The organism is Phytobacter massiliensis JC163 (assembly GCF_000321045.1).
Taxonomy (GTDB): Bacteria; Pseudomonadota; Gammaproteobacteria; order Enterobacterales; family Enterobacteriaceae; genus Phytobacter_A; species Phytobacter_A massiliensis.
The window spans coordinates 811108-830487 of the sequence record NZ_HE578945.1; the positions used below are offsets into that span (position 1 = coordinate 811108).

At 56.8% G+C, this 19380-nt stretch carries 21 protein-coding genes, 1 pseudogene and 1 riboswitch; of the genes and pseudogenes, 10 read left to right on the forward strand and 12 right to left on the reverse strand.

Features of this window, described 5'->3' with window-relative positions; translation table 11 throughout:
• Window positions 1–3 precede the first annotated feature (3 nt).
• Complete coding sequence (locus ENTHG_RS04105) at window positions 4–1374, reverse strand: MFS transporter (RefSeq protein ID WP_044173790.1); 1371 nt, start codon at window positions 1372–1374, stop codon at window positions 4–6.
• 175 nt (window positions 1375–1549) lie between these two features.
• Here ENTHG_RS04105 and kdgR point away from each other — a divergent pair, with 175 nt between their 5' ends.
• Window positions 1550–2341 carry a DNA-binding transcriptional regulator KdgR gene (gene kdgR, locus ENTHG_RS04110; RefSeq protein ID WP_044173796.1) on the forward strand — a complete coding sequence of 264 codons (792 nt, stop codon included), beginning with the start codon at window positions 1550–1552 and terminating at the stop codon, window positions 2339–2341.
• Window positions 2342–2370: 29 nt separating this feature from the next.
• Here the strand turns inward: kdgR and ENTHG_RS04115 are convergent, their stop codons facing one another.
• On the reverse strand, window positions 2371–2610 hold the full coding sequence (locus ENTHG_RS04115) for a YobH family protein (protein WP_044173804.1): 240 nt from the start codon (window positions 2608–2610) through the stop codon (window positions 2371–2373).
• Between the two features lie 156 nt (window positions 2611–2766).
• Here ENTHG_RS04115 and mgrB point away from each other — a divergent pair, with 156 nt between their 5' ends.
• The 6 genes and pseudogenes from mgrB (at window position 2767) to rlmA (ending at window position 6110) form a co-directional block, all read left to right on the forward strand.
• Complete coding sequence (gene mgrB / locus ENTHG_RS23995) at window positions 2767–2910, forward strand: PhoP/PhoQ regulatory lipoprotein MgrB (RefSeq protein WP_071825799.1); 144 nt, start codon at window positions 2767–2769, stop codon at window positions 2908–2910.
• A 75-nt stretch (window positions 2911–2985) separates the two neighbouring features.
• The gene (locus ENTHG_RS04125; RefSeq protein WP_044173807.1) at window positions 2986–3270 is read left to right on the forward strand and encodes a YebO family protein; all 285 of its coding nucleotides are present in this window, start codon (window positions 2986–2988) and stop codon (window positions 3268–3270) included.
• An 8-nt stretch (window positions 3271–3278) separates the two neighbouring features.
• Window positions 3279–4283 carry an MBL fold metallo-hydrolase gene (locus ENTHG_RS04130; protein ID WP_044173815.1) on the forward strand — a complete coding sequence of 335 codons (1005 nt, stop codon included), beginning with the start codon at window positions 3279–3281 and terminating at the stop codon, window positions 4281–4283.
• Window positions 4284–4779: 496 nt separating this feature from the next.
• Window positions 4780–4915 (forward strand): annotated as a pseudogene (locus ENTHG_RS24000) (DUF2627 domain-containing protein).
• Window positions 4916–4936: 21 nt separating this feature from the next.
• Window positions 4937–5146: a transcription antiterminator/RNA stability regulator CspE gene (gene cspE, locus ENTHG_RS04135; protein ID WP_001062678.1), complete on the forward strand. Its 210-nt coding sequence runs from the start codon at window positions 4937–4939 to the stop codon at window positions 5144–5146.
• 151 nt (window positions 5147–5297) lie between these two features.
• Window positions 5298–6110, forward strand: coding sequence for a 23S rRNA (guanine(745)-N(1))-methyltransferase (gene rlmA / locus ENTHG_RS04140; RefSeq protein ID WP_044178968.1), 813 nt, complete (start codon window positions 5298–5300; stop codon window positions 6108–6110).
• Window positions 6111–6115: 5 nt separating this feature from the next.
• Here rlmA and mntP read toward each other — a convergent pair whose 3' ends face one another.
• The 5 genes from mntP to manX form a co-directional block, all read right to left on the reverse strand.
• The gene (mntP, locus tag ENTHG_RS04145) at window positions 6116–6682 is read right to left on the reverse strand and encodes a manganese efflux pump MntP (RefSeq protein ID WP_044173825.1); all 567 of its coding nucleotides are present in this window, start codon (window positions 6680–6682) and stop codon (window positions 6116–6118) included.
• Window positions 6683–6862: riboswitch (yybP-ykoY riboswitch) on the reverse strand.
• Between the two features lie 195 nt (window positions 6863–7057).
• Window positions 7058–7516: a DUF986 family protein gene (locus tag ENTHG_RS04150; protein ID WP_044173833.1), complete on the reverse strand. Its 459-nt coding sequence runs from the start codon at window positions 7514–7516 to the stop codon at window positions 7058–7060.
• A 54-nt stretch (window positions 7517–7570) separates the two neighbouring features.
• A complete protein-coding gene (locus ENTHG_RS04155) occupies window positions 7571–8422 on the reverse strand; it encodes a PTS mannose transporter subunit IID (RefSeq protein WP_044173845.1) in 852 nt (283 codons plus the stop codon).
• A gap of 12 nt (window positions 8423–8434) precedes the next feature.
• Window positions 8435–9232, reverse strand: coding sequence for a PTS mannose/fructose/sorbose transporter subunit IIC (locus tag ENTHG_RS04160; protein ID WP_044173848.1), 798 nt, complete (start codon window positions 9230–9232; stop codon window positions 8435–8437).
• Window positions 9233–9292: 60 nt separating this feature from the next.
• Entirely contained in the window at window positions 9293–10255 is a 963-nt protein-coding gene (gene manX / locus ENTHG_RS04165; protein WP_044173850.1) for a PTS mannose transporter subunit IIAB, read from the reverse strand.
• Window positions 10256–10693: 438 nt separating this feature from the next.
• Between manX and yoaE the strand changes: the two genes are divergently transcribed.
• Window positions 10694–12250, forward strand: a complete 1557-nt coding sequence (gene yoaE / locus ENTHG_RS04170; RefSeq protein ID WP_044173853.1) for a CNNM family cation transport protein YoaE — start codon at window positions 10694–10696, stop codon at window positions 12248–12250.
• Window positions 12251–12272: 22 nt separating this feature from the next.
• On the opposite strand, the gene ENTHG_RS04175 is transcribed toward yoaE, so the two are convergent.
• The 4 genes from ENTHG_RS04175 to pabB form a co-directional block, all read right to left on the reverse strand.
• The gene (locus ENTHG_RS04175) at window positions 12273–13832 is read right to left on the reverse strand and encodes an EAL domain-containing protein (RefSeq protein WP_044173859.1); all 1560 of its coding nucleotides are present in this window, start codon (window positions 13830–13832) and stop codon (window positions 12273–12275) included.
• Between the two features lie 132 nt (window positions 13833–13964).
• Complete coding sequence (gene sdaA / locus ENTHG_RS04180; RefSeq protein WP_044173871.1) at window positions 13965–15329, reverse strand: L-serine ammonia-lyase; 1365 nt, start codon at window positions 15327–15329, stop codon at window positions 13965–13967.
• Window positions 15330–15501: 172 nt separating this feature from the next.
• The gene (locus ENTHG_RS04185) at window positions 15502–16080 is read right to left on the reverse strand and encodes a CoA pyrophosphatase (RefSeq protein ID WP_044173884.1); all 579 of its coding nucleotides are present in this window, start codon (window positions 16078–16080) and stop codon (window positions 15502–15504) included.
• A gap of 2 nt (window positions 16081–16082) precedes the next feature.
• A complete protein-coding gene (pabB, locus tag ENTHG_RS04190; protein ID WP_044173899.1) occupies window positions 16083–17441 on the reverse strand; it encodes an aminodeoxychorismate synthase component 1 in 1359 nt (452 codons plus the stop codon).
• Window positions 17442–17524: 83 nt separating this feature from the next.
• On the opposite strand from pabB, the gene ENTHG_RS04195 reads away from it, so the two are divergent.
• Window positions 17525–17704 carry a YoaH family protein gene (locus ENTHG_RS04195; RefSeq protein WP_044173902.1) on the forward strand — a complete coding sequence of 60 codons (180 nt, stop codon included), beginning with the start codon at window positions 17525–17527 and terminating at the stop codon, window positions 17702–17704.
• A gap of 55 nt (window positions 17705–17759) precedes the next feature.
• Here the strand turns inward: ENTHG_RS04195 and ENTHG_RS04200 are convergent, their stop codons facing one another.
• Window positions 17760–18104: a RidA family protein gene (locus ENTHG_RS04200; RefSeq protein ID WP_044173905.1), complete on the reverse strand. Its 345-nt coding sequence runs from the start codon at window positions 18102–18104 to the stop codon at window positions 17760–17762.
• 101 nt (window positions 18105–18205) lie between these two features.
• On the opposite strand from ENTHG_RS04200, the gene ENTHG_RS04205 reads away from it, so the two are divergent.
• Window positions 18206–19380, forward strand: a 1175-nt coding sequence (locus ENTHG_RS04205) for an ATP-dependent DNA helicase (RefSeq protein ID WP_044173908.1), incomplete at its 3' end; no start/stop codon positions are given.

Consider the following 19380-nt stretch of genomic DNA (forward strand, 5'->3'; position numbering starts at 1 on the left):
TTTTTATGCGTTGCGCGGCTGAGAGAGGCGTAAGCTGCTCACGACTGCCGCGGCCACGGCGAGAATACCGGCGAGGAGCAATGACATATGGGTGCCGCTGTTATCGAACAGGTTAAACAGCAGCGCAACAAACGCGGCGCCGCTGCTCTGGCCTAACAGGCGCGCGGTACCCAGCATTCCGCTCGCGCCGCCGCTGCGATGGCGAGGGGCGGAAGCGATAATCGTATGGTTATTCGGCGACTGAAATAAACCGAATCCGGCGCCGCACAAGGCCATCCGCCAGATGATATCCAGATCCGATGGCGAAGAGGGCAGGAGAGCCAGGGCAAACAACCCGACCGCCATCATCACCATCCCCAAACCGCCCAATAACCCGGCATGAACGCGCTCAATCAGATAACCCGCCAGCGGCGCCATCACCATCGTGGCCAGAGGCCAGGGCGTAAGCAGCAGGCCAGTCTCCACTTCACTGCGCCCCAGCACGGACTGCAAAAAGAAAGGCAGGGAGACCATCGCCAGCATCTGGGCGCAAAAGGAGCAGATGGAGGTGCCAATGGAGAGCGAAAACAGCGGAATACGCAGCAAGTCCACCGGCAGCAAGGGCGAGGTGAGCCGCAGCTGACGACGCACGAACAGGGTGCCGGTTATCAGCAGTACCACCACCTCCGCCAGAATCAGTTTGTAGGACTGCCCCTGTGCAAAGCCGCTCAGCGCAGAGATAAGTAGGCCAAAGGTCAGGGCATTCATCACCGCGCTCGGCAGGTCGAACTTAGGCTTCTCGTTACGCGGCGCGTTCGCCGGCAGGTAACGCAGGGCGAGCAGCAGCGCAATAATCCCCAGCGGAATATTGATAAAGAACAGCCATTGCCACGAGGCGACAGAGAGAATGGCCGCGGCGATCGTCGGCCCTGCGGCAGACGATACCGCAACCACAAAGGAGTTGATGCCCATGCCGCGGCCAAGCTGCCGGTAGGGATAAATCAGGCGAATCAGCGCGGTATTAACGCTCATCAGCGCCGCGCCGCCAAACCCCTGGGCCACGCGAGCCAGCGTCAAGGTGAGCAGAGAATCAGAGAGCGCGCACGCAAGGGACGTAAAGGTAAAGAGCACCAGGCCGACCTGATAGACGCGCCGGTAGCCGAACATATCCCCCAGAAAGGAGAGGGAGAGCAGCGAGATAACGATAGCTATCTGGTAGGCATTCACAATCCAGATTGAACTGGCGGGGGAGGCGTTAAGGTCCCTGGCGATAGTCGGCAGCGCGACGTTAGCTATCGCGCCATCGAGGACAGCCATCGTAATACCAATGACAATAGTGAAGATAGCGCCGTAACGCTGCGGCGCGGGCAGGCCGTCAAGGGTGGGTTTATGCATAGAAAATCGGGATCTTTAGTCGATGTGATTTGTTTAATAATTTTATCATCGCATTTTTGGTTTGATATCGCATATTTGTAACGAAGTTGCCAAACTCGGATTGCGACGGGGTAGCGAGAAATTTATAATAAAAAACTATTCTAATTTTTATAAAACACTCGCGATGAGGTGACTAATGGCAATCGCAGATTTGGACAAGCAGCCAGATTCTGTTTCTTCGGTACTGAAGGTTTTTGGCATACTGCAGGCGCTTGGCGAAGAGCGCGAGATCGGTATTACCGAGCTGTCCCAGCGTGTGATGATGTCAAAAAGCACCGTCTATCGTTTTCTCCAGACCATGAAATCGTTGGGCTACGTGGCGCAGGAAGGGGAGTCCGAGAAGTATTCTCTGACCCTCAAGCTTTTTGAACTGGGCGCGCGCGCCCTGCAGAATGTCGACCTGATTCGCAGCGCCGACATCCAGATGCGTGAGCTTTCACGCCTCACAAAAGAGACTATCCACCTTGGCGCGCTGGATGAAGACAGCATCGTTTACATCCATAAAATCGACTCCATGTACAACCTGCGCATGTATTCGCGTATTGGCCGCCGCAACCCGCTCTACAGCACCGCTATCGGTAAAGTGCTCCTCGCCTGGCGCGATAAAGAAGAAGTGGTACAGATCCTCGAAGGGGTCGAGTATAAGCGCAGCACAGACCGTACGATCACCAGCACCGAAGACCTGCTTCCCATGCTGGATATCGTCCGTGAGCAGGGGTATGGCGAAGATAACGAAGAGCAGGAAGAGGGGCTACGCTGCATTGGCGTGCCGGTATTTGACCGTTTCGGCGTGGTGATTGCCGGGCTGAGTATCTCCTTCCCGACGCTGCGCTTCTCAGAAGAGCGCCTGCATGAATATGTCAGCATGCTGCACCACGCGGCGCGCAAAATCTCTGAGCAGATGGGCTACAACGACTATCCGTTCTGATGACATCGCCGCCTGCGGGCGGCGATGTTTTAACCGTTATCGATAATCTTTTCGCTTTTACGCAGCAGCGGGCACTGCGACAGGCCAATAATACCGCTGCTGGAATGCACGTACTGGGCGGTGCTTACCCCCCTTGCCGTCAGGTACTTACACTGCAACCCCAGGCCAGCGGCATTTTGCGCGCTACCAATCAGCACCCCATAGCCGCTTAACAAAATCCCTGTCCAGATTAACGCCACAATCACTATCGTTCGAATAACAATACGCATTTTTGCACCTTGCCGCTAAAACTGCACTCAGGCTACCCTGTTATAGCCCTGGCACAAGTCGACCATTCTTAAAAATCCTCAATGGCGCTACAGTTAGCCGCGGTTTAAGGAAGCCGTGCTAACCTGGGGGTATAATATGAAGTACTGGAGAGCGGCGTGAAAAAAGTGAAATGGCTTATCCTGATTGTCGTACTGGCAGCCTGTTTGTTGCTCTGGACGCAGACGCTCAACGTAATGTGCGATCAGGATGTGCAATTTTTCAGCGGCATCTGCGTGATCAATAAATTTATCCCCTGGTAGCGGCCTTTTTTACGGTTGGCGATTTCCTTCCTCTCCGCCGGTGGTAAAATACGTGGCTTTGGTTGAGGTGGTGAAATGAACGACGTATTAACATCCGGCGCGCTTAACCTCGCGTCTCTGATAGTTTCTGTAATTGTGCTGCTGGTGGGTCTGGTACTGTGGTTTTTCATCAATCGCGCCAGTTCGCGTACCAACGAGCAAATCGAACTGCTTGAAGCCCTGCTGGATCAGCAAAAGCGTCAGACCGCGCTGCTGCGTCGGCTGTGCGAAGCCAACGAGCCAGAAAAAGAGGCGGCCCCGGCGCGCCCCGAGGCGAAAAGTAACGACGACGATTTCATTCGTCTGGTCGCCGAGCGGTAATCTGCGATATGGCGCGTAAAAACCGATGGTTTAATCCCGCGCTTGCGCATCATCTCCCGGACGGGTTCACGAATACCACGCCTGGCGGCCATCGCCCCGGCGATGTTCAGCGCTGGCGGCGTGAACGCAAAGCCGCCGGTCTGCCCAGGCCGCCTGCGGGCGGCTATGATGACTTCACTGCCCGGTGGTGGCAACCGGCTGAGATAAGCGGCACCGATGACCGTATCTGGTGGCTTGGACACTCATCACTGCTGCTGCGTCTGATGGGGCAGTACGTGTTAACCGACCCGGTTTTTTCCGAACGCGCCTCGCCGCTGAGCTTTGCTGGCCCCCGGCGGCGCACGCCCGCACCGCTGACTGTTGCCGATATTCCTTCTCTTGATGCGATTGTCATCTCCCACAACCACTACGATCATCTCGATGTGCGCACGCTACGCCTGTTTTTAAAACGCTTTCCGCAGGTTAGCGTGCTGGCCCCGCTGGGGCTGGGCGACTGGCTTCGTCGGGCAGGCGCGCGCAACGTCATCGAGCTGGACTGGTGGCAGAGCGTGGTTTTTCAGGGGCTGGTCTATACCGCGGTTCCCGCTCAGCACTGGAGCATGCGCAGCTTCTGGGATCGCAACAGTACCCTATGGTGCGGCTGGGTAGTTGAAAGCAGCGCCCATCGCTTCTGGTTTCCTGGCGATACGGGGTATTCGGACGAGCTGTCCACCATAGCCCGGCGGCTGGGGGACCCGGATATTGTCGCGCTGCCCATTGGCGCGTATGCACCACGCTGGTTCATGGGGCGTAACCATATGGATCCCCAGCAGGCAGTCGCCCTCTGGCAGCAGCTGGGCAGACCGAAGGCTTTGCCTATACATTGGGGAGTGTTTGAACTTGCTGATGAAGCGTTGGATGAGCCCGTACAGGAGCTGGAGGCGGCCCTGCGCGAAGCGGGCGAAAATCACTCCGGCTTTATGGCCCTGAAAATCGGTCAGTATTTATCTTTGAGTGATTCCACTAAAAAGTAATAGCGGCTATTTATTATTTGCGGCATATCAAATTATATTTTTAGCGAAACGTTTTTATTGCCTTTTTTTGAGGCACTGTCATCAGATTTTCATTATTTTGGTGCAGGCTGTACTTTATTTGCGCAACGAATGTTGTGAGGCTGATTAAGTGCGTTTTTATCTTGCTCACATCATGCTTAAGAAAATTCTTATTGGCAAAAATGGCATAGCTATGCGCGAAAAATTCTTACGATATACGCTATATCAGATATTTTTTTTGCCGCGGCGTGGACGAACGGAACTCCTTGAGCTATGGTAAAAAAGCACGGTTTTGAAAGGAAGCCAGCAGGGGGTGTGGGCGTCGTCCGGAGGTCATTCGCAATGCATAAATGTGCATATGGTGCGGTGATGTCCTTAGAATTTGTGCGGCGGATCGCCTCCCTTTTAAAAATGGCTTGCCATAATAAACGTTGTGTGTGATAACACGTTTTGGGTCAAACGAGGTACAGTTCTGTTTATGTGTGGCATTTTCAGTAAAGAAGTCCTGAGTAAACACGTTGTCGTTGAATACAGCTTCTCTGCCGAACCTTATATTAGTGCCTCAAGCAGTAATGTCTCAGTTTCATCTCAGCTAATGCCTGCGGGCGAAGTAAATACATTAAGGAATATTGCAAATGGCAAAGATTAAAGGTCAAGTTAAGTGGTTCAACGAATCTAAAGGTTTTGGCTTCATTACTCCTGCTGATGGCAGCAAAGATGTGTTTGTACACTTCTCTGCAATCCAGGGTAACGGCTTCAAAACCCTGGCCGAAGGCCAGAACGTTGAGTTTGAAATTCAGGACGGCCAGAAAGGCCCGGCAGCTGTTAACGTAACCGCCATCTAATTTCAAAACCACTGACGCCGGACGCCGACCAGGCGTATCAATGTCAGCGAAAAGCCTCGCCAGCGTGCGGGGCTTTTTTAATTCACGCTTCGCTTTCCCCCTCGCCCTGAATAACGGTAAACTTCGCTCTTTATTGCGTTCCGGAGTTGCTATGCCTTTCAGTTGCCCGCTTTGTCACACCCCGCTTAATCGCACTGCCAGTAGCTTTACCTGCGCTAACCGTCATCAGTTCGACATTGCGAAAGAAGGCTATGTTAACCTGCTGCCCGTGCAGCACAAACGGTCGCGCGATCCGGGCGACAGCGCAGAGATGATGCAGGCCCGGCGGGCATTCCTGGATGCGGGGCACTATCTGCCGCTGCGTGATACGTTGTCCCAGCTGCTGGACGAAAAGCTGGCGCTAAACGCGGATACGGTGCTGGATATCGGCTGTGGCGAAGGTTATTACACCGATGCTTTTGCCCAGGTGGCGCAGCGGCACGGCGCGCAGATGACCGGGCTGGATGTCTCGAAAGCGGCGGTGCGTGCCGCCGCGAAACGGTATCGCTCGACCCTGTTTTGCGTGGCCTCCAGCCACCGTTTACCCTACCTTGATAACAGCATTGATGCGGTCATTCGTATTTATGCGCCCTGTAAAGCGCAGGAGCTTATGCGCGTGGTTAAACCCGGCGGGTTAGTCATTACCGCGGCGCCCGGCCCGCGACACCTGTTGGAGTTAAAAGGGTTGATCTACCGGCAGGCGCAGCTGCATGAGCCTGATTCAGGGGAGATAGAGGGATTTCGTGTTATCGAACACCGCGCACTGAGCTATACGATGACGCTAACAGGCCCGGAGGCGGTGGCGTTGCTACAGATGACGCCGTTTGCCTGGCGGGCCAGGCCGGAAGTGTGGGAAGCGCTGGCGGCTACAGAAACGTTCACCTGCCAGACAGATTTCACCCTTCACTGCCTGCAGCGCATCTAGCCGCATCAGGGGGCAAAATGCCCCCACAGGATCTGCGCGCCAATGCCGATCAGCACAATGCCGCCCAGAATTTCAGCCCGCTTGCCGAGCAGGGGGCCAATAAAGCGGCCAATCATCATACCCAGCGTCGACATAATAAACGTGGCACAGCCGATCGCCAGGGCGGTGGTCACAATACTCACCTGTAAAAAGGCGAGGCCGACGCCCACGGCCATGGCGTCAAGGCTGGTGGCGATGGCGGTGGTCACCAGCAGCCAGAATCCGTGACGCCGCGGCGCTTCGCAAATTTCGCCGCTGTCGCCGCGAAACCCTTCCAGCACCATCCTGCCGCCAAGAAACACCAGCAATACGAAGGCAATCCAGTGGTTCCACTCCAGCACGAACTGGCTGGCAAGCATGCCCAGACCCCAGCCGATAAGGGGCGTCAGGGTTTCGATAATGCCAAAGATAAGGCCGGTGCGTAGCGCTTCTGAGAATTTAGGTTTGTGTAGCGATGCCCCTTTACCGATGGACGCGGCAAAGGCATCCATGGACATGCCGAATGCGAGGATGATTGTTGCAGAAAGATTCATAAGAGCGTCCTGACCGGGGTTCCATATAACACATCTCCGCCCCCAGTAAACAGCGGTTGATGTGTCAATGGTCTCGCCTGACTGAACTCACCAGTCCGTACGCGCCACGTTTTGCAACGAGTATGTTGACACGCACATTTCCGGTAAACCGGAAATCGGCTACTCCCCAACGACGGGCGCAACCTTAACATATTTTGTGAATATAAAACAACAACAGGGATTTACTATTTTATTTAGTAATTGATAACGATTTGCATTTAGCTTTATCCGTAAAAATAACGTTAAAAAAGATAAGCGAATTCCTAAAAAATATAGCAAAGGCTATAAAATGTGCGCAATAAATATACGGATAAGAACCCTGTGGTTTAACGTAACTTATTGAGTTTTAACCATTACTTTATATATTCTCTCGAGATCGTCAATATTCCTTACGCGAATAAGCAAACGTCGGCGTTCTAATTGAACCACCAGGATGCCGTCCTCGGATAAATTCATCTCTTTAATGCGGTTATATTCTATCCAGGCGCTGTAATAATAAAAGCCGCCGCTTTTGAAGATAATTTTCGGCACCCGCACCCAGAAAAGATAAATCGCTAACAGCGCCAGCGCACATAACAGCCAGGTGGTCAGGGCGGAGCCCTGATTGTTGGCATTGTTGTAAATCAGAATTACCAGCAGGCCGACAAAGATCGCGGCATCAGTACGGCTGCGGCGCAGCAAGGGGAGGGCGAGCAGAGTCTCGCCGCGCAGGCGGGGAAGGATGAGCTCATCATAAATGGCATAGGCCAGCAGCGCGGCGATAAAGACAACCAGCAGGCTATCCGTCAGCGACATAACATCTCCTGAAATAAAAAAACCGGGGCGAGGCCCCGGTTATAGCACAACGTCTTACAGACCTAACAGGCCTACTGCGTAACCGGCGATACCAATAACGAAGAAGCCAACAATGATCCACAGCGGGTTCACTTTCTTGCGCAGCAGCCACATACAGGCGAAGGTCAACAGCAGCGGCACCAGACCCGGCATCAGCTGATCGAGAATGGTCTGCACGGTGGTCACTTGCGTCTTCCCGGTCTGGTCGGTGATTTCAGAAACCACCAGCGGGATGTTCACGTGTGTCCACTTATTCACCAGCGCGCCCATCACAAACAGGCCGAGAATTGACGCCCCCTCGGTCAGTTTTTGCAGGAAGCCGCCGCCCATATCCTTAACGATATCCACCCCTTTACGGTAGCCATAGGCCACGCCGTAGTAGCGGGTCGCCAGGCGGACCAGGTTAAAGAGGATGAAGAACAGCAGCGGGCCAAGCAGGCTGCCGCTCATGGCAATCCCCGCGCCGAGCGCCGCGAAAACCGGACGCACCGTACCCCAGAAAATCGGGTCGCCGACGCCGGCCAGCGGCCCCATCAGGCCTACTTTAATACCGTTAATAGCGCCGTCGTCGATCTCTGCGCCGTTCGCACGCTGCTCTTCCATCGCCAGCGTAACGCCAAGCACCGGGGCCGCAACATAAGGGTGGGTGTTAAAGAACTCCAGATGGCGTTTAATTGCCTGGCGACGCGCCTCGTTATTCTCCGGATACAGGCGTTTAATTGCCGGCACCATAGAGAAACAGAAGCCCAGCGCCTGCATACGTTCAAAGTTCCATGAACCCTGAAACAGGTTAGAACGGATGAACACGCCGCGAATATCACCTGGGGTGAGCTTTTTCTCACCGGTAGTTTTAGTCATATCAACCATGTCGTTCACCTGTTAGTCCAGTTCGTTATCAAGATCGTTGGAGCCAGCAGCCTGCGCAGGCGCGGCGGAGCGGTTATATTTCGGGCTAAGCTGAATATAGAGAATGGCCATCACCGCGCCGATAACACCCAGGGCAACCAGGTTGAAGTTAGTGAACGCGGCGGTCACGAAGCCGAGATAGAAGAACGGCATCAGATAGCCCGCGCGCATCATATTGATGACCATCGCATAACCCACTACCACGATCATGCCGCCAGCGATATTCAGACCGCTGGTGACCACTTCCGGGATGGCGTTAAGCATGTTCTGCACTTCGCTGGTACCCACGGAGATGGCGACGATAACCGCCGGGATGGCGATACGCATAGCCTGCAGGAACAGAGAAGAGACGTGCAGCCATGAGAGCGCCGTCAGGTTGCCATTTTGCGCTGCTTTATCCGCCGCATGCTGGAAGCCCACGGTAATGGTACGCACGATAATGGTCAGAACCTGGCCTGCCGCCGCCAGCGGAATCGCCAGCGCGATACCGGCGCCGATGCTCTGATGCCCGGCAATAACCAGAACGGTTGAAATAATAGAGGCCAGCGCGGCATCGGGCGCTACGGCGGCGCCGATGTTCATCCAGCCCAGCGCGATCATCTCCAGCGTACCGCCGATGATGATGCCGGTTTTCATATCGCCAAGCACGATACCCACCAGCGTACAGGCCACTAACGGACGGTGAAACTGAAATTCATCGAGTACCGATTCCATACCGGCAATACACGCGACGACGAACACCAGCACAATCTGAAGAGTGGTAATCTCCATTGTACTTCTCCTATGCTAAAACAGACGTAAGTGTGAAACGGGGTCGACCAGCCGGCGCGCTTACTTCGCCACCTTGCCGATCAAATCCATCATTTTCAGTTTCGGGTCGTTAGAGACTTTGCGAACTTCCAGCTCAATATTGCGTTCGTTGAGCTTTTTGAAGGCCTCGATGTCTTTCTCGTCCACGGAAACCGCGTTGTTGACCTGCGTTTTACCCTGACGATAGGCCATACCGCCGATATTGACGGTGGTAATGTTCACACCCTGTTCAACAAGGCGCAGTACGTCGGTCGGGTTGGTGAATAGCAGCATCACGCGCTCGCCTGCGTACTTCGGATTGTTATAAACGCGGATCATTTTCGCCACGTCCACCACATGGGCGGTCACTCCCGGCGGCGCTACCTGGGTCAGCAGCGTTTTACGCACGGTATCCGCCGCTACTTCGTCGCTCACGACGATAATGCGCGTCACGTTTGTCTCTTTCGTCCAGCGCGTGGCGACCTGTCCGTGAATCAGGCGGTCGTCGATACGGGCAAGGCCGATTACCATATAGTCATTCGGCCCCATGGGTTTTGCCGGTGCGGCGGCAGCTTTAGGCGCGGCCGTCGGCGCAGGTTTTGCCACCGGTTGCGCTTTCAGTGCCTTAATCCCTTCGCGTCCGGTCTCTACGGCTACCGCCACCAGTTCGTCAAAACCGGGGTTATCGTCGCGCGCCATCAGCGTCTCAACCAGCATCGGGATATTGACACCGGCGACCACTTCATGGCGCTCTTTATCGACGACAATACGGCTGGCGGCGTTAAACGGGCTGCCACCCCATGTATCGACGAGAAACAGCACCCCCTGCTGAGTATCAAGCTTCGCCAGCTGGGCGTTGTATTTCTCAATTAACGTCTCCGCGTTCTCCCCCGGGACGAAATCGATCCACCCCACGTTTTCCTGCTCGCCTAAGAGCATTTCAGCGGTTTTGAGTAACTGCTCCGCAGCCCAACCATGTGTGCCTATCACAATAGCAATGGTCACTTGCTACCTCCTTTGTTATTGTCGTGAATACACCGCAACGGCGTATTGAGAATCTCTCTGTTAACCGAATCGATTCAGACAAGGCGTGGAGAGAAAAATCTGGGTTTCCGGGATTTATTTTAGATAGTGAAAAAATAATTTATGTGATGTACATCCGTAATTTAGCTTTAGCCAGCGAGAAATTTCGGAGCGAAAAATATGTCACAGAATGTCAAATCAGGTAAATCTTTGCCAAAGGCAAAGTCTCTCTGATATGTTTAACTTCCGTTTACCTTATCAGGAGTATAGGGCAGTAGCCCACCGTATGGACCGTCACCGACGTCAGTTCACTTTCTGGCCCTCTCGCGCCAGCGCCTCTTTGTCCCCGAACCTTTTTGTCATCACTGAGCCTGTACGCTCGCGTACGAGGAATCGCCACGCCTTTTGCAGGAGCCTGTCATGGAATTCTTAATGGACCCCTCTATCTGGGCGGGGTTGTTGACACTCGTTGTTCTGGAAATTGTTCTCGGTATCGATAACCTGGTTTTTATCGCCATCCTGGCCGATAAACTGCCGCCGAAACAGCGAGACAAAGCGCGATTGATCGGTCTTTCACTGGCGCTGGTGATGCGCCTGGGTCTGCTCTCGTTGATCTCCTGGATGGTGACGCTGACAAAGCCGCTCTTTACCGTCTGGGATTACAGCTTCTCCGGCAGGGACTTAATCATGCTCTGCGGCGGTATCTTCCTGCTGTTTAAGGCGACCACCGAGCTGCATGAACGGCTTGAGAACCGTCAGCACGATGCCGGTCAGGGGAAAGGGTACGCCAGCTTCTGGGTGGTGGTAACGCAAATTGTTATCCTTGATGCGGTCTTCTCGCTGGATGCGGTCATCACCGCCGTCGGGATGGTGAACCATCTGCCGGTAATGATGGCCGCCGTGGTGATCGCCATGGCAGTGATGCTGCTGGCCTCGAAACCGCTGACGCGCTTCGTGAACCAGCATCCGACGGTCGTGGTGCTCTGCCTGAGCTTCCTGCTGATGATTGGCTTAAGCCTCGTCGCGGAAGGGTTTGGTTTCCACATCCCGAAAGGCTACCTGTACGCGGCCATCGGCTTCTCAATTGTGATTGAGCTGTTTAACCAGATTGCCCGGCGTAACTTTATTCGTCATCAGTCGACGCTGCCGCTGCGCGCCCGTACGGCAGACGCCATTTTGCGCCTGATGGGCGGCAAGCGTCAGGCGAGCCAGCAGCAGGACGCCGACAGTCAGTCTCCGGTGCCGGTGCCTGAAGGGGCGTTTGCCGACGAAGAGCGCTATATGATTAACGGCGTGCTGACGCTGGCCTCCCGCTCGCTGCGCAGCATCATGACGCCGCGCGGCGAAATCAGCTGGGTTGATGCCAACCTCAGCGTGGATGAAATTCGCCAGCAGCTGCTTTCCTCACCGCACAGCCTCTTCCCGGTTTGCCGGGGCGAGCTTGATGAAGTGATCGGGATTGTGCGCGCTAAAGAGATTCTGGTGGCGCTGGAAGAGGGTACTGACGTGGCGGCCATCGCCTCCTCAACCCCGGCGATTGTGGTGCCGGAGACGCTCGACCCGATCAAGCTGCTGGCGGTCCTGCGCCGCGCCCGGGGCAGTTTCGTTATTGTCACCAACGAGTTTGGCGTGGTGCAGGGGCTGGTGACGCCGCTGGACGTGCTGGAAGCGATCGCCGGTGAATTCCCGGATGCGGATGAAACGCCGGAAATTACCGCCGACGGCGACGGCTGGCTGGTAAAAGGCACAACCGACCTGCACGCTCTGCAGCAGACCCTGCAGCTGGATAATCTGGTTAATGACGAAGAGGACATCGCCACCGTCGCCGGGCTGGTTATCGCGATTAACGGCCAGATTCCGCGCGCCGGCGAAACGCTGGCGTTTCCGCCGCTGCGCATTAGCGTACTGGAAGCCAACGACTATCGCGTTGACCTGGTGCGTATTGTTAAAGAGCAGCCGCTTGACGAGGAAGAGTAACCTCGGCGCGTTGAGGCTCACGCTAGCTGTTTGCGTGGGCCTGCTCCGCCAGCCAGCGGGGGAACGCGGTTACCGGCATAGGCCGGGCGTAGAGAAACCCCTGTAAAAGATGAACGCCCCGCTCGCGCAGATGTTGCGCCTGACGGGGCGTTTCTACCCCTTCCGCTACCAGCACAATTCTCAGGCGCTGCCCGAGGGCAATAATCATATCGGTCACCGTTGAGTTAACGGCATCCGTACCGATGGCGGTAATAAACGACTTATCAATTTTCAGCACATCCGGGCGCAGCATTTCGAGCCGGGAAAGCGTGCTGTTGCCGGTGCCGAAGTCATCGATAGCGATTTTCGCCCCTTTACGATGCAGCTCTCTTACCATGCGGTAGTCCACATCCAGCAGCGCATCACGCTCGGTGAGTTCAATCACCAGCTGCTGCGGCGGATGTTTGCTAAACCAGTAGTGATTCAAATCCCGGAACAGCTCCCCGTGACGTAGGTGGCCCGGAGCGACATTAATCCCGATATGAAAGTCAGGGTCAGCGGGGAACATCCCCAGCTGGCTGTGCGTTTGCGCAATGACATAGCGCGTCAGCGGTGCGATAAGGTCGTGCTTTTCCGCAATGGGGATAAACACCTCCGGCGAGATCCAACCCTGGCGGGGGTTATTCCAGCGCAGCAGAATCTCAACCCCGGTGCACCGTTTACTGTTGGCGTCCACCAGCGGCTGGCAAAACAGCTCAAACTCCCCGGCGGCAAGGCCAAGGTTGATCTCCCAGGAAAAACTCATCCGGTTTGCCGTCGCCAGCCAGGCAATATAGCCAATCAGCAGGCTGAGTATCAGCGCCAGCGGCAGCTGCGAGGGGAGATGTTTGAGCGCCAGCGCGGCTGCGCCCGGCCCGGTGGCGGTAATGGTAAAGGGGAAGTGGCTGGAGGCACGCTGATAGCGAACCTGCCGGTTCAGCTGCGGCAGGACAGGCTTCACCCGCTTGCCATACTCAAGATGGCGGTCGCCGACGCTCAGGCTGGCGGCGGTGATAAGCGGGGCGTCCGGCTCCAGAATCAGGCTGGTCAGTAGCGCAATGTTTATAACCTGCATCACGCCGCTCTGCCCATCGGCGCTGGCGGGATACCACATGATCATCACCGGCGTATTTTTTAACAGCGAGTGATCGGTGGAGAGAAGCATCAGTGACCGGGTGGCAGGCAGGGCGGGCTGCAATTGATGGATGGGCACATCCCTGGCGCCAAAAATACTGGAGCAGTAAAGGACGCCATCTTTGACCAGGCCGATAGAGCGCACGGTTTGCAGCGAGGCCGCCTGTTTGCGCAACATCAGGTGGACGCTGGCGCAGGGCAAACCCACCAGCGGCAGCAGCGCGTCCCGTTTCTGCTCCAGCGGCAGCAGCAGTTTTTCCAGCGCCTGCACGGCGTGAGTGGTAAACGTCACCACCTGTTGCTGATTAAAATTACGCTCTGAAATAAATCGCACAAACAGGGTGGTCATTAAGGCGGCAAAAGCGACCGACACGCAGACGATGATGCGCTTGCGCCGGTAACTTTTTATGATCTGCTGCGCCGTTTGCATGCCGGGACCGCCTTGAAAAGAGACTGGCCAGGATGGAGATTCAGAACAAAGAAAGTGTAGCGGGGAAACGGTAAACGGGGCGGGCGAAACGCAAAAATTAGCCCTTCTGTCGCAGAAGGGCTAAGGGGAGTACTAGTCGCACTGAACCTTGATAGCAAGCCCGCCGCGGGACGTTTCACGGTATTTCGCGTTCATGTCCTTGCCGGTCTCATACATGGTCTCAATCACCTTATCGAGGGAGACGCGCGGCGCGCTGGTGCGGCGCATCGCCATCCGCGAGGCGTTAATCGCTTTAACCGAGGCGATAGCGTTGCGCTCAATACAGGGCACCTGCACCTGGCCTGCCACCGGGTCGCAGGTCAAGCCAAGGTTATGCTCCATGCCGATCTCGGCCGCCACGCAAACCTGTTCAGGGCTGGCGCCCAGCAGTTCAGCCAGACCTGCCGCCGCCATTGAACAGGCGACACCCACTTCGCCCTGGCAACCTACTTCCGCGCCGGAAATCGAGGCGTTCATTTTATACAGCGCGCCAATCGCGCCGGCGGCCAGGAAATAGCGAATGTAGATATCCGGGCTGACGGATTCAATAAAGTGGTCGTAGTAGGCCAGCACCGCGGGAACAATACCGCAGGCGCCATTAGTCGGCGCGGTCACTACGCGCCCGCCAGCGGCGTTCTCTTCGTTGACCGCCAGCGCAAACATATTCACCCAGTCCACCACGTTCATCGGATCGCTGGAGAGTTTGTCGTTCGCCACCAGCATCCGGCGCAGGGCCGAGGCGCGGCGCGGGACGCGCAGCGGGCCGGGGAGCACGCCTTCGGTGTTCATACCGCGGTCAATACAGGCGCGCATTGTTGCCCAGACGTGGCCGAAATAGGCCTCAATCTCCTGTTTGCTGTGCAGCGCCAGTTCGTTTTGCATCACCATGCCTGAGAGCGACAGGCCGGTCTCTTTGCAGTATTCCAGCATCTCGCTGGCGGATTTGAACGGGTAGGGGACGCTCACCTCAGCCAGCGTCTCTTTGCCGAAATTCTCCTCGTCGACAATAAACCCGCCGCCAATGGAGTAATAGGTTTTGCTGTAGACCTCTTTATCGCCGCTCCAGGCATGAATCGACATGGCGTTTTCATGCAGCGGCAGGTTGTCGCTGTGGAAACGCATACCATCTTCACGGGGGAAGTCGACCTCCTGGCGGCCCTGGGCCAGCAGCAGGCGGCCACGGTTTTCTACATCGCGGATAAAGGCCGGAATGGCGTCAATATCCACGGTTGCGGGTTCGTTACCCGCCAGACCCATAATAATGGCGATATCGGTATGGTGGCCTTTACCCGTCAGCGACAGGGAGCCGTAAACGTCTACCGCAACGCGGGTGACGTTTTCCAGTAATCCTTTTTCGACCAGATCATCGACGAACTGTTTCCCGGCCTTCATCGGGCCAACAGTGTGGGAAGAAGATGGACCAATCCCCACCTTGAACATGTCGAATATACTAATCACATTAACACTCCTGACAGGGTTACCGGGGCTCCGGTAACGATGTAATAACTGCGCATAGTGTAAGAGGGATGCGTGCAGGTCGTTTGATTATTCACATGAATTAAACTAATGGATAACGGCGATTTTACTAATGCCGAACGGCACCCCTCTGCGGCCCAGGCGTTAAGTATAGCTAAGGGCGCACGCCTATCTGCAGGGCAAGCTCGCGGATAATACCCGCCGTCATGCCCCAGACAAAATAGTGCTGATACCAGGAGAGCCATACCCGGTGGTCATTACCGTGGCGATGAATATCCAGAGGGTGGTAGCGACCGAGACGCAGCGCCTCCGCCAGCGGCATTTCAAAAACCGAGGCCACCTCGTCTTCGCTGGCGTGATAGTGCAGATCCGGCGGAATAATGCCGACAACCGGCGTGACGCGAAAACCGGTGACGCTGTCCACCGGCGGCAGGACGCCGATGACGTCGACCGATTCCGGCGGAATCGCAACCTCCTCCTGCGCTTCGCGCAGCGCGGCGGCGATGAGCGAGGCATCCGTTTCATCCACCGCGCCGCCGGGAAAGGCCACCTGGCCCGCGTGTTTGCGCAGCATGGCGGAGCGCTGGGTCAGCAGAAGCCCTGGCTCTTTACGCCGCACCACCGGCACCAGCACCGCCGCCTGGCGCGCGTTGCCTGTGACCACCCGCATCTGCGGGCGCAATAGCTGGAATCGGGATAAAAAATCCTCCAGCCTCAGCGTTGGTTCATCCACGGTTATCTCTCCAGTTGCTGCAAGATACGGTTAACTTTATCAAAGGTTTCCTGATATTCCGCCGCTTCGTCGCTGTCGGCGACAATCCCGCCGCCTGCGGAGCAGTAAATCTCGCCCTGCCAGGCGGTCAGGGTACGGATGGTAATACTGGTATCCATCGCGCCGCAAAAACTAAGATAGCCGATGCTGCCGCACCATGCGTTACGCCGCTGGGGTTCAAGACTGTCGATAATTTCCATCGCCCTGATTTTAGGCGCGCCGGTAATCGAACCACCGGGAAAGGCGGCGCGCAACAGGCAGGTAGGGTGGCGGCTGGCGGGCAGCGTCGCCGTGACGGTACTGACCAGATGATGCACCGCCGGAAACGGCTCCACCACGAAAAGCTCCGGCACCCGCACCGAGCCGGGCGTCGCCACGCGACCGATATCATTGCGCATCAGATCGACAATCATCAGGTTTTCCGCGCGATCCTTGGGCGATGCGGCCAGCTTTTGCGCCTGTCGGGCGTCTTCATCCGCGTCGGCGAGGCGCGGGAGCGTGCCCTTAATGGGCCGGGTCTGGATGCGACCCTCCTTTAGCTGAATAAAACGCTCCGGCGACAGGCTGAGCACTGCGCCCTCTTCAAGGCGTAAAAAGGCGCTGAACGGCGCGCGGTTGCTGGCGTTAAGCTGGCGAAACGCCTGCCATTCGTCCCCTTCATAACGGGCCTGAAAGCGCTGGGCGAGGTTGACCTGATAGCAGTCGCCGCTGTGCAAAAACGCCTGCACCTGACGAAACTTCTCGCCATACTGCTGGCGGGTCATATTCGCCCGCCAGCCGCTGGTCAGGCGAAAAGCACGGCTCAGGGAGGCCTGCTGGCTTTCAAGCCAGGCCAGCCGGGCCTGCGGGCAGCGATGGCTCAGCAGGGTGACCCGTTGCAGGTGGTGATCGACAATCAGCGCCCAGTCGTAAATGCCCACAGCCATATCGGCCAACCCGATATCGGCGACGGCGCAGTCCGGCAGCGTCTCAAAGCGGCGGCCCAGGTCGTAGCCAAATAGCCCCAGCGCGCCGCCCTGAAACGGCAGCGCTTCGCAGGGAGAGGGCGTCAGCCGGGCGTTGTCCAGCGTTTCGCGCAGCAGCTGCAGCGGGTCGGCTGCACTGTGCCGCTCCCCCCCGGCATCGCGCAGGGTCGTTCGCGCGCCTTTGGTCACCAGCGTGCTGAGCGGGTCGGCCACCACAATATCGAAACGGCTGTGCGGATGATCGGCATGGCCTGAATGGAGCAGCATGGCCCAGGGGAGATCCTTGAGCGGGGAAAAATAGTGTTCTGCGGCATCGGGCCGCCACGGCAGCGTTAAAACGGCGGGGGTTGTCTTCATCAATCCTGGCTCTTTGTGTCGGTGCTGGCGCATCGCCACGGCGCGTGAAATAATTAGCTGCAATAATCTAGCAGGAGTTAATCATGTTTGCAGGTTTACCTTCCCTTAATCATCAACAGCAGCAGCAAGCGGTAGAGCGTATTCAGGAGCTGATGGCGCAGGGGATGAGCAGCGGCCAGGCCATTGCCCTGGTGGCGCAGGAGCTGCGCGAAAGCCACACCGGCGAGCGTATCGTCGCCCGCTTTGAGGATGAGGACGAATAGCCCTGACGGGCTATGTCATTCGCCCGGCGCAGGTTAAACCCTGCCGGGCAGGGCGTTACACCGCCGCGACGATCTTGATTTCCACTTTGTAGCCAGGGTTCATCAGCGCCGCCTGCACCGTGCAGCGCACCGGCGCGTGCCCGGCGACTACCCACTCATCCCACGCCTTATTCATGGCGGCGAAGTCGTTCTTATCGGCAAGAAAGATCGTCGCATCCATAATGCGCGTTTTATCACTGCCCTGACGGGCCAGCATGGCGTCAATCTGCGAGAGCGTATTGGCGGTTTGCGCGTAGGCGTCGGCGTCGAGATTTTCCGGCACGCCGGTGTAATAGAGCGTCTGGTTATGGATAACGGCATCCGACCAGCGGGCCTCGGCGTCAATGCGGGTAATAGTCATACTTCCTCCTGGTTTTCCATCACGTGCCGACAAGACTGCCACAGGCTGGCTAAAAACCCAATGCCCTGACATAATCACTGGCGATTTAACCAGGGGGCAGCGTGACGGACGATTTTGCAACAGACGGTCAATTGGCCAAAGCGATACCGGGATTCAAACCCCGTGAACCACAGCGTCAGATGGCTGAAGCCGTCAGCGAGGCGATAACCCTCACCCAGCCGCTGGTGGTCGAGGCCGGAACCGGTACGGGCAAAACCTATGCCTATCTTGCGCCCGCCCTGCGCGCCGGTAAAAAGGTGATCATCTCCACCGGCTCCAAAGCCCTGCAGGATCAGCTTTACAGTCGCGATCTGCCCACCGTGGCGAAGGCGCTGGCCTACGCGGGCCAGACGGCGCTGTTGAAAGGCCGTTCGAACTATCTGTGCCTGGAGCGGCTTGAGCAGCAGACGCTGTCAGGGGGCGATCTGCCGGTACAGACCCTCAGCGACGTGGTCGTGCTCCGCGCCTGGGCCGGTCAGACGGTGGATGGCGATATCAGCACCTGCGTCAGCGTGGCGGAGGACTCTCCCGCCTGGCCGCTGGTGACCAGCACCAACGACAACTGCCTTGGCAGCGACTGCCCGATGTACAAAGAGTGCTTTGTGGTGAAGGCGCGCAAAAAAGCGATGGATGCGGATGTGGTGGTGGTAAACCACCATCTCTTCCTGGCCGATATGGTGGTGAAAGAGGGTGGCTTTGGCGAACTGATCCCCCAGGCTGACGTGATGATCTTTGACGAAGCCCACCAGCTGCCTGACATCGCCAGCCAGTATTTCGGTCAGTCCCTGTCCAGCCGTCAGCTACTGGACCTGGCGAAAGATTTCACCATCGCCTATCGCACAGAATTAAAAGATACCCAGCAGCTACAGAAATGCGCCGACAGGCTGGCCCAGAGCGCGCAGGATTTTCGCCTGCAGCTGGGGGAGCCGGGCTACCGCGGTAACCTGCGCGAACTGCTGGCCGATGCCAGCATTCAGCGCGCGCTGCTGCTGCTCGACGACGCGCTGGAGCTCTGTTACGACGTGGCGAAGCTCTCGCTCGGGCGCTCGGCGATGCTCGATTCGGCCTTCGAGCGCGCGACGCTCTACCGCGCACGTCTCAAGCGGTTAAAAGAGTTCAACGCGCCCGGATTTAGCTACTGGTATGAGTGTACCTCCCGCCACTTCACCCTCGCGCTGACGCCCCTGACCGTCGCCGACAAATTCAAAGAGGTTATGGCGCAAAAGAGCGGCAGCTG

Bases quoted from the DNA above. Each gene is read 5' to 3' on its own strand.
- ENTHG_RS04105 (WP_044173790.1), bottom strand. From the start codon at position 1,374: ATGCATAAACCCACCCTTGACGGCCTGCCCGCGCCGCAGCGTTACGGC.
- kdgR (WP_044173796.1), top strand. From the start codon at position 1,550: ATGGCAATCGCAGATTTGGACAAGCAGCCAGATTCTGTTTCTTCGGTA.
- ENTHG_RS04115 (WP_044173804.1), bottom strand. From the start codon at position 2,610: ATGCGTATTGTTATTCGAACGATAGTGATTGTGGCGTTAATCTGGACA.
- ENTHG_RS04125 (WP_044173807.1), top strand. From the start codon at position 2,986: ATGAACGACGTATTAACATCCGGCGCGCTTAACCTCGCGTCTCTGATA.
- ENTHG_RS04130 (WP_044173815.1), top strand. From the start codon at position 3,279: ATGGCGCGTAAAAACCGATGGTTTAATCCCGCGCTTGCGCATCATCTC.
- cspE (WP_001062678.1), top strand. From the start codon at position 4,937: ATGGCAAAGATTAAAGGTCAAGTTAAGTGGTTCAACGAATCTAAAGGT.
- rlmA (WP_044178968.1), top strand. From the start codon at position 5,298: ATGCCTTTCAGTTGCCCGCTTTGTCACACCCCGCTTAATCGCACTGCC.
- mntP (WP_044173825.1), bottom strand. From the start codon at position 6,682: ATGAATCTTTCTGCAACAATCATCCTCGCATTCGGCATGTCCATGGAT.
- ENTHG_RS04150 (WP_044173833.1), bottom strand. From the start codon at position 7,516: ATGTCGCTGACGGATAGCCTGCTGGTTGTCTTTATCGCCGCGCTGCTG.
- ENTHG_RS04155 (WP_044173845.1), bottom strand. From the start codon at position 8,422: ATGGTTGATATGACTAAAACTACCGGTGAGAAAAAGCTCACCCCAGGT.
- ENTHG_RS04160 (WP_044173848.1), bottom strand. From the start codon at position 9,232: ATGGAGATTACCACTCTTCAGATTGTGCTGGTGTTCGTCGTCGCGTGT.
- yoaE (WP_044173853.1), top strand. From the start codon at position 10,694: ATGGAATTCTTAATGGACCCCTCTATCTGGGCGGGGTTGTTGACACTC.
- ENTHG_RS04175 (WP_044173859.1), bottom strand. From the start codon at position 13,832: ATGCAAACGGCGCAGCAGATCATAAAAAGTTACCGGCGCAAGCGCATC.
- pabB (WP_044173899.1), bottom strand. From the start codon at position 17,441: ATGAAGACAACCCCCGCCGTTTTAACGCTGCCGTGGCGGCCCGATGCC.
- ENTHG_RS04195 (WP_044173902.1), top strand. From the start codon at position 17,525: ATGTTTGCAGGTTTACCTTCCCTTAATCATCAACAGCAGCAGCAAGCG.
- ENTHG_RS04200 (WP_044173905.1), bottom strand. From the start codon at position 18,104: ATGACTATTACCCGCATTGACGCCGAGGCCCGCTGGTCGGATGCCGTT.